The organism is Cryobacterium mannosilyticum (assembly GCF_004402705.1).
Lineage (GTDB): Bacteria > Actinomycetota > Actinomycetes > Actinomycetales > Microbacteriaceae > Cryobacterium > Cryobacterium mannosilyticum.
The window spans coordinates 355,352-362,547 of record NZ_SOFM01000007.1 but is presented as its reverse complement, the minus strand read 5'-3'; the positions used below and the strand labels follow the sequence as shown (position 1 = coordinate 362,547).

7 protein-coding genes and 1 tRNA gene are annotated in these 7,196 nt (G+C 67.7%); 1 reads left to right on the top strand and 7 read right to left on the bottom strand.

Features of this window, described 5'->3' with window-relative positions; genetic code table 11:
* From E3O32_RS03160 to E3O32_RS03130, 7 genes are all read right to left on the bottom strand, one after another.
* On the bottom strand, positions 1–673 hold a 673-nt coding region (locus tag E3O32_RS03160), incomplete at its 3' end, for a DUF222 domain-containing protein (protein WP_134506883.1).
* Positions 674–1,121: 448 nt separating this feature from the next.
* Positions 1,122–1,979 carry a Cof-type HAD-IIB family hydrolase gene (locus E3O32_RS03155; RefSeq protein ID WP_134506881.1) on the bottom strand — a complete coding sequence of 286 codons (858 nt, stop codon included), beginning with the start codon at positions 1,977–1,979 and terminating at the stop codon, positions 1,122–1,124.
* Between the two features lie 83 nt (positions 1,980–2,062).
* Positions 2,063–2,137, bottom strand: a tRNA-Arg gene (locus tag E3O32_RS03150).
* A gap of 34 nt (positions 2,138–2,171) precedes the next feature.
* Positions 2,172–3,113, bottom strand: coding sequence for a CHAP domain-containing protein (locus tag E3O32_RS03145; protein ID WP_134506879.1), 942 nt, complete (start codon positions 3,111–3,113; stop codon positions 2,172–2,174).
* A 250-nt stretch (positions 3,114–3,363) separates the two neighbouring features.
* The gene (locus E3O32_RS03140; protein ID WP_134506876.1) at positions 3,364–3,861 is read right to left on the bottom strand and encodes an HNH endonuclease; all 498 of its coding nucleotides are present in this window, start codon (positions 3,859–3,861) and stop codon (positions 3,364–3,366) included.
* 342 nt (positions 3,862–4,203) lie between these two features.
* Entirely contained in the window at positions 4,204–4,980 is a 777-nt protein-coding gene (locus E3O32_RS17505) for a C40 family peptidase (protein ID WP_134506874.1), read from the bottom strand.
* A 315-nt stretch (positions 4,981–5,295) separates the two neighbouring features.
* Entirely contained in the window at positions 5,296–6,003 is a 708-nt protein-coding gene (locus E3O32_RS03130; RefSeq protein ID WP_134506873.1) for an iron-dependent transcriptional repressor DtxR, read from the bottom strand.
* A 74-nt stretch (positions 6,004–6,077) separates the two neighbouring features.
* Between E3O32_RS03130 and serC the strand changes: the two genes are divergently transcribed.
* Positions 6,078–7,196, top strand: a complete 1,119-nt coding sequence (serC, locus tag E3O32_RS03125; RefSeq protein WP_134506871.1) for a phosphoserine transaminase — start codon at positions 6,078–6,080, stop codon at positions 7,194–7,196.

Here is a 7,196-nt window from a genome sequence, read left to right as displayed (position 1 = left end):
CGGCCGCGGTGTCTGCGGTGTCGGCTCCGGGGATCAGGGCGCCGGCGTCGATTCGGGCCTGTTCCTCCTGGGTGGGGAACGCGGGCGCGGCCCGGGCGGAGAGGTAGCTGTCGAAGAGCACGTTCATGATGCCGCGGAGCTCGGGGGTGACGCCGCCGCGGAGCGGGTAGAGGCCGTCTTTGAGCAGGCCGAAGCCGAGGGTGCTGCGGCCCTCGAGCACAGGCTCGGTCGGGGCTGTCCCGTCAGGGTCGAGCCGGGCCTGCCACTGCAGCATGATCCCGCGGAGGATGTCGGCGCTAAACGCGAGGCCTTCGCCGGGCAGGCCCCGGGTCTCGTCGGTCACCGCCCCGGTCGCGCACGCCACCAGGGCCCGCTCGGCGGTGTGCAGGTCGTCGGGGGCGACCCGGGCGCTGATCTGCTCCAGCCCGGTCACGATCACCTCCGCCGCCTCCAGCCCGAGCTCACCCTGGGTCAGCGCGGCGGCCACCGCCGGGTAGAACGGCGGCACGGTGCCCCCGACCCCGGTGCGGGCGGTGACGAATCCGCCCAGCCGGGACCGGCGTTTGGCCTCCCGCACCGAGATCCGGGTCGCCCGCACGATCACCTCCAGGCCGTCCCGGCAGCCCAGCGCGGCCGGCAACGCCGGCTGGGAACGCCCCGGCGCGATTCGCACCGCCCGGCTGCCGACCTCGGCCGCNCCGGCAACGCCGGCTGGGAACGCCCCGGCGCGATTCGCACCGCCCGGCTGCCGACCTCGGCCGCGGCGGCCACCCGGGCCGCATCAATGCTCCGGCCCAGCCCCTCCACCACCGTGAGCACCGCCACCGTGTCCAGATCACTCAACCCCGCCAACGGCACCGCAGCCAACGCGCCCGCCACCGTCGCCTGCAGGGCAGCCAGTTCCCGCAGTGGCGACAACCCCGCCATACCCGCACTGCCGGCATCCGCACTGCCGGCATCCGCCTCGGTGAAGGCGGTGGTGGCACTGGGATCAGGGGTTCCTGCCATGACCCCAGAATACCATAATTCGAACAAAGATACGAGTATTTCTCAGATCCAAAGCTCAATTCATACGAACATAGAATTTCATTGAGACGGCGATGCCGTGGCGAAGATCCCGGTCAGATCAGACCATGGCGGCGGAAGGCATTCCAGACGCCGTCATCGAGCACGGACGTGGTGACCTCATCGGCGTGGGCCTTCACCTCATCGGTGGCGTTTCCCATCGCGATGCCGACGCCACACACCTGCAGCATTTCGATGTCGTTGGTGCTGTCTCCGAGCGCGATCGCGGATGCCGCGTCGATGCCGAGCAGGTCGAGCAGCTGCAGGACCGTGCTGCCCTTGTTCACTCCGCCGAGGGTCACCTCGCCGCTGCCGCGTCCCAGGTGCGGGATGGTGCCGGTGATGACGTGGAAGTCTCCGCCGAGTGCTTCCGATACGCGATCGAACGCCTTCAGGTCGCCGGCGAGGAACACCGACTTCGCGATCCCGGTGAAGCTGAGGGGCCGCACGTCGGCAAACGCTCTCAGGGCGGGGTGCTCGGCGTGCTCGGCGACTGATTCGGAAACGGTTCGGTTCTCCCCCCTGCGCTCCCGGTCGTCGTCGAGGTAGGTCGCGAAACGCCCGCGCACCCCGAGGCTCGGGTATAGCTGGTCGAATGCCTGCAGGTAGAAGTCGTATCCCGACTCCTCGTAGAAGCCGACCATGCGCGCCACCGCGTCTTCGGGCATCGTGCGGGTGATCACCAGTTCGTCGCCGACTTCGGCGAACCCGCCGCCGGCGCTGATGGCGCCGTCGAATCCGATGTCGCGGATCGCGGGATAGATCTCGACGGAGGCCCGCCCGGTGCTCAGGTACACCAGATGGCCGTTCTCCCGGGCGGTCCGCACCGCCTCGATTGTCGACGGTGCGATCACCTCACCCGAGTCGATGAGGGTGCCGTCGACGTCGAGGAACGCGATGCGGGGGGAAACCATGGTGTGCTCCAGACGATTCCCCCGAGCACCCCGGGGCAGACTGAATTGCGTTCCCGCGTCAAGCAATGCATCGAAGCAGGATTTGGTGCCCCTGGAGGGATTCGAACCCCCAACCGTTTCCTTAGGACGGAACTGCTCTTCCGTTGAGCTACAGAGGCTAGCGGTGAAAGCTTAGCCGGTCCAGACGACCGGTCAGGCCGGCGGGTAGAGGAACAGCGGCACTTCGCTGGCCTTGATCGTGCGCTTGTTGTACGCGTGGGAACCCATCCAGTTGTATTCCTCCAGCACGACCGACCCGTCGCCACCGACCGACTGCACGTAGGCGACGTGGTTGAAGTTGAACCAGGCCACCGCACCGACGACGGGCGTCTTGCTGGTCGGCCAGCCGTGGCTCGACCAGGCGTTGGCCCAGTTGCTCGCGTTGCCGCCACTCGGGGTGAGGGAGCTCCAGGTCCACTTGAACGGGGCGCTCGTCGAGCCGGCGTCACGGTTGAGACGCCAGGCGACGAAGTCGACGCATTCGCGGTAGTAGTAGTTGAACGGCGAAAACCCTCCGCCCTGGGACTCGGTGGGCATGTTGTACCACTGGTAGTCGTCGCCCTCGGCGCGCACGCCGTAGACGGCGAAGGATGCGGCGGTCGCCCGGGCCGATTCGGCGGCCTTCTGCGCCGCGAGGGCGCGCTTCGCGTCGGCTTCCTTCTGGGCGAGTTCTTCCTTGCTCGTGGCGGTGAAGCCGTCCCGGGCCACGGTCACCGCCGAGGCGCCCGCCGCCACGGTGACGCCCTGGGCGCCGGCCTCGGCCAGCGAACGGGTGGATGCCGCGCCGTGGTTCGCGCCGGCGCCGGGTGAGAAGGCGTAGGCGGGAAGACCCGCGGTGAGGAACAGTCCGGGAATCGCGAGAAGTGTGACGGCGATCTTCAGCGGGCTGCGCCGGTTGGAGACCCTGGCCGGGCGCGGGGCCGGGCGGGGCGCAGATGCAGCGGACGCAAGACCGCGGCGGGCGGCCGGTGTGCGGGCGAGCGGAGTGGAGGACACCCCAGAGCGGCGGCCGGCCTGGGCCACGATGAGCGCGACATCCTGGTCGGCGCCCGGAGTGGAGACGGCGGGCACTGATGCCAGGGGAACCGACGTCATCGGGATGGACTCCGCGGGGACCTCGACGGACGCGTCCGACGGGGCGGAACCGGCCTCCCGCTGCGCGCGCAACTCGCGTCGCGACGGGAAAGCGTTCTGGTTCTCTGAAGGAGCGGATGTGCCGGGTTCGCCGGAATGGGGCAAAATCTGGTCCTCTGCGTGGCTTGGTTCGGGTCGAAGCTCCCCCCACCCTATGGGAATCCGCGCGGGATGTCACCCCCGTGCGTTACCTTTTCGTTACATCTGCTGGTCAGGCGGCAGGAGCGAGGAACTCATCCCATTGCGGCAACGGCCGCTCGGCGCCGCGCACCACCCAGGTCGTGCCCAGCGGCATCCGCGGGTGGAAGAGCAGATTCCAGCCCATCTCTCCGGGCGTCCGGTCGCTTTTAAGGTTGTTGCAGCGCAGGCAGCACGCCACGAGGTTGTCCCAGGTGTCCCGGCCGCCGCGCGACCTGGGCAGCACGTGATCGATCGTGTTCGCGGTCTTGCCGCAGTAGCAGCAACGGTGATCGTCCCGCCGCAGCACGCCCCGCCGGCTGACCGGCACCGACCGCAGCCGCGGGATGCGTACATACCGGGTGAGCAGGATCACGCTCGGCCTGTCCCACGACCCGGATGAAGCCCAGACCGGGTGGCCCTGGTCGGCCTGGACGATCGTGGCCTTCTGGTTCATGACCAGGATGAGGGCCCGTTTGAAGGAGACCACGGCGAGGGGCTCGTACCCCGCGTTGAGGACCAGTGTGCGCATGCGTTCCCTTTCGAAAAGGGCTGGACGGCTTCCAGCCATTCGAACTACGTCCCGATGCGGCGAGGGGGAAGCGAGCAGGCAAACAAAAAGGGCGTCGTCACAATGACAACGCCCTACGGGAAACAACGTGGCTGAGACACGCGCGACCGAGACATGCTTGACTGCTGCGCCGTGGCGCGAAGCGGCAGCGCACATCCATGGTGTGGATCGTGCGCCGCTCGCGCCGTGGCTCTTCCGAAAATTCGCAGAACATCAGAGCAACAGGTTAACCCAGATTCGGCAGCGCACGAAGCGCGCGGCTCAGAATCCGCCAGCTGTTACGAAACGTTCACATTCCGGGATTCAGATGCCGAGCCGGACGATATAGTACGAGCTTGTCCAGAGCGGCTGCACGCGCACGGCGGTGCCTTCGTATGGTGCGTGCAGGATGTTCCCGTTGCCGGCATAGAAACCGTCGTGACCGTCCATGATCACCAGGTCGCCTGGCTGGGCATCGGCCAGGGCGATCCGGGTCCCCGCGGCACCCTGGCCGACCGAGGAATGCGGGAGGCTGATCCCGAACTGGGCGTAGACGTACATGACGAAGCCCGAGCAGTCGAAGCCGGCCGGGGTGGCCCCGCCATAGACATACGGGACACCCTGGTACTGCGACGCGACGCCGTACACCGACGCCAGGTCGAAGCTCGGATGGGACGGATTCGCGAGGTACTCCGCCACGGATGGGCCGGAGTACGACGCGGCGTAGGACGACATCTGCGCGGCGACCTCGATCCGGCGGGCTTCCGCGGCCTTCGCGGCGGCCGCGGCCGCCAGTTCCTCGGGCGTGGTCGCGGTGAAACCGTCCCGGGCGACGCTCACTGTGGCCGCCTGCTCGGCGACCTCAACGGTCTGCGCCCCCGACCGGGTGAGCTCGGTGGCCGCCGTGGCGCCGAAGTTCGTCTCCTTCGAGCTCGGGGCGAATGCATAGGCCGGGATGGCCATGGTCGCGACGAGCCCGCCGGCCAGGGTCATGAAGACAACATTGGCCAGCGCTCCGCGGCGGCGGCGGGAGATGGATCGTTTCGGCGGGGCGGTGCCGGGCTCGCCGCGCGGGCTGAGCGCCGTGCCGGACCGAAGCACGGCCCGGGATTCACCCGCCGAGTCGGCTGGCGGGCGTGTTGCTCGAATGACGGATTTTCTACCTGAAGCGGCCACAGTGGGAACCTCCGGCGCCTCGGCAACACTAGGGAGTTGCCCCGTCCACTGCGCTGATCGCGGGTGGTACCGCACCTGGAGACGGAGAAAGGCGTCCTGGTCCGGGTCCGTCGGCCGGTTTCCGGCCTGTTGACGCCACCGAGGCTACGTGACGTTCATCCGTTTGTCACCCGAAATTCACATTTTTCTAACAAATTGGTAACGAAGCCCGCGCCGTTTGGCGCCCTCGGGCGTCGAGAATCAGGCCGGGACGCGCGGCGTGGCGACGAAGATGTGGCTGGCGACCTCGTTGGGAAGTTCGAGTCCGTCGCCGCATCCGTCGACCCGCACGAGCACGTAGGAACCGGCCGCGGAGAACACCCCGGTGTTGCCCGGAAGCACCCCGGAGTTCTTCAGCTGGGCCAGAAGCTCCGGGTCGAATTGCACGGGTTCGCCGAGGCGACGGATGACCGCGGTGACCGGTTCCGCGGAACTGGCGACCACGTCGACCAGGCTGGTCACTCCGGCCATGAACGCGACCGCGGGGGAATCGCCCAATTCATCGAGGCCGGGGATCGGATTGCCGTACGGGGACTCGGTGGGATGGCCCAGGATCTCGAGGATCTTGCGCTCAACCTGCTCGCTCATCACATGCTCCCAGCGGCATGCTTCGTCGTGCACGAACTCCCATTCGAGCCCGATCACGTCGCTCAACAGGCGTTCGGCGAGGCGGTGCTTGCGCATCACATGCACGGCCTTGCGGCGACCGGGCAGGGTCAGCTCGAGGTGCCGGTCACCGGAGACGACGACGAGGCCGTCCCGTTCCATCCTCGCGACGGTCTGCGACACGGTCGGGCCCGAGTGGCCGAGCCGCTCGGAGATGCGCGCCCGGAGGGGAACGATGTTCTCTTCCTCGAGGTCCAGAATCGTCCGGAGATACATCTCGGTGGTGTCGATCAGATCAGTCATCCCCAGAGCCTCCCGGTCGGCCTCCATGCAAGTGACAACCTTACCGTCGCGGCACCGACAACTAGAATCGCCCTATGCAGAATCTGACCATTCCCTCTGAACTCTTGCCCCTCGACGGACGATTCGGCTGCGGCCCGTCCAAAATACGACAGGAACAACTCGACTACCTCTTAGCCGTCGGATCCACCGTCCTCGGCACCTCGCACCGCCAGGCCCCCGTTAAGAATCTGGTCGGCCGGGTGCGCGCCGGACTCAGCGAGATGTTCCGGGCGCCGGACGGCTATGAAGTCGTCCTCGGCAACGGCGGGTCGACCGCCTTCTGGGACGCGGCAGCTTTCTCCCTTATTTCGAAGCGAAGCCAGAACCTCGTCTTCGGCGAGTTCGGCGGCAAGTTCGCCAGCGCCGCGGCGGCCCCGTTCCTCGAGGCCCCCGATGTGATCAAGGCACCGGCCGGTTCGCGCAGCGCGGCCGTCGCCACCGAAGGGGTCGACGTCTACGCCTGGCCCCAGAACGAGACCTCCACCGGCGTGATGGCCCCCGTCACCCGGGTGAACGGCGATCTCGGCGCCCTGACCGTGATCGACGCCACCAGTGCGGCGGCCGGAATCGACTTCCAGGCCGACCAGGCGGACGCCTATTACTTCGCCCCGCAGAAGAACCTCGCCTCCGATGGCGGCCTGTGGATCGCCCTCTTCTCCCCGGCCGCGATCGAGCGGGTCGAACGCATCGCCGCCAGCGGGCGGTACATCCCCGAGTTCCTCAGCCTGAAGAACGCGATCGACAACTCCCGCCTCAACCAGACCCTGAACACCCCGGCCGTGGCCACCCTGCTCCTGATCGAGAACCAGCTCGACTGGATCAACGGGAACGGCGGCCTCGCCTGGGCGTCGGCGCGGACGAAGGAATCGTCCTCCGTGCTCTACGACTGGGCCGAGAGCGTCGACTACGCGACTCCGTTCGTGACCGATCCAGACCACCGTTCACAGGTCGTGGCCACGATCGACTTCGACGACCGGATCGACGCCGCCGCCGTGGCGAAGACCCTGCGGGCGAACGGCATCTCGGACACCGAGCCCTATCGCAAGCTCGGCCGCAACCAACTGCGGGTGGCCACGTTCACGGCGATCGAACCGCACGACGTGCGCCAGCTCGTCAAGTCGATCGAGTACGTCGTGCAGAACCTCGGCAGCTAG

Bases quoted from the DNA above. Each gene is read 5' to 3' on its own strand.
- E3O32_RS03155 (WP_134506881.1), bottom strand. From the start codon at position 1,979: ATGGTTTCCCCCCGCATCGCGTTCCTCGACGTCGACGGCACCCTCATC.
- E3O32_RS03145 (WP_134506879.1), bottom strand. From the start codon at position 3,113: ATGACGTCGGTTCCCCTGGCATCAGTGCCCGCCGTCTCCACTCCGGGC.
- E3O32_RS03140 (WP_134506876.1), bottom strand. From the start codon at position 3,861: ATGCGCACACTGGTCCTCAACGCGGGGTACGAGCCCCTCGCCGTGGTC.
- E3O32_RS03130 (WP_134506873.1), bottom strand. From the start codon at position 6,003: ATGACTGATCTGATCGACACCACCGAGATGTATCTCCGGACGATTCTG.
- serC (WP_134506871.1), top strand. From the start codon at position 6,078: ATGCAGAATCTGACCATTCCCTCTGAACTCTTGCCCCTCGACGGACGA.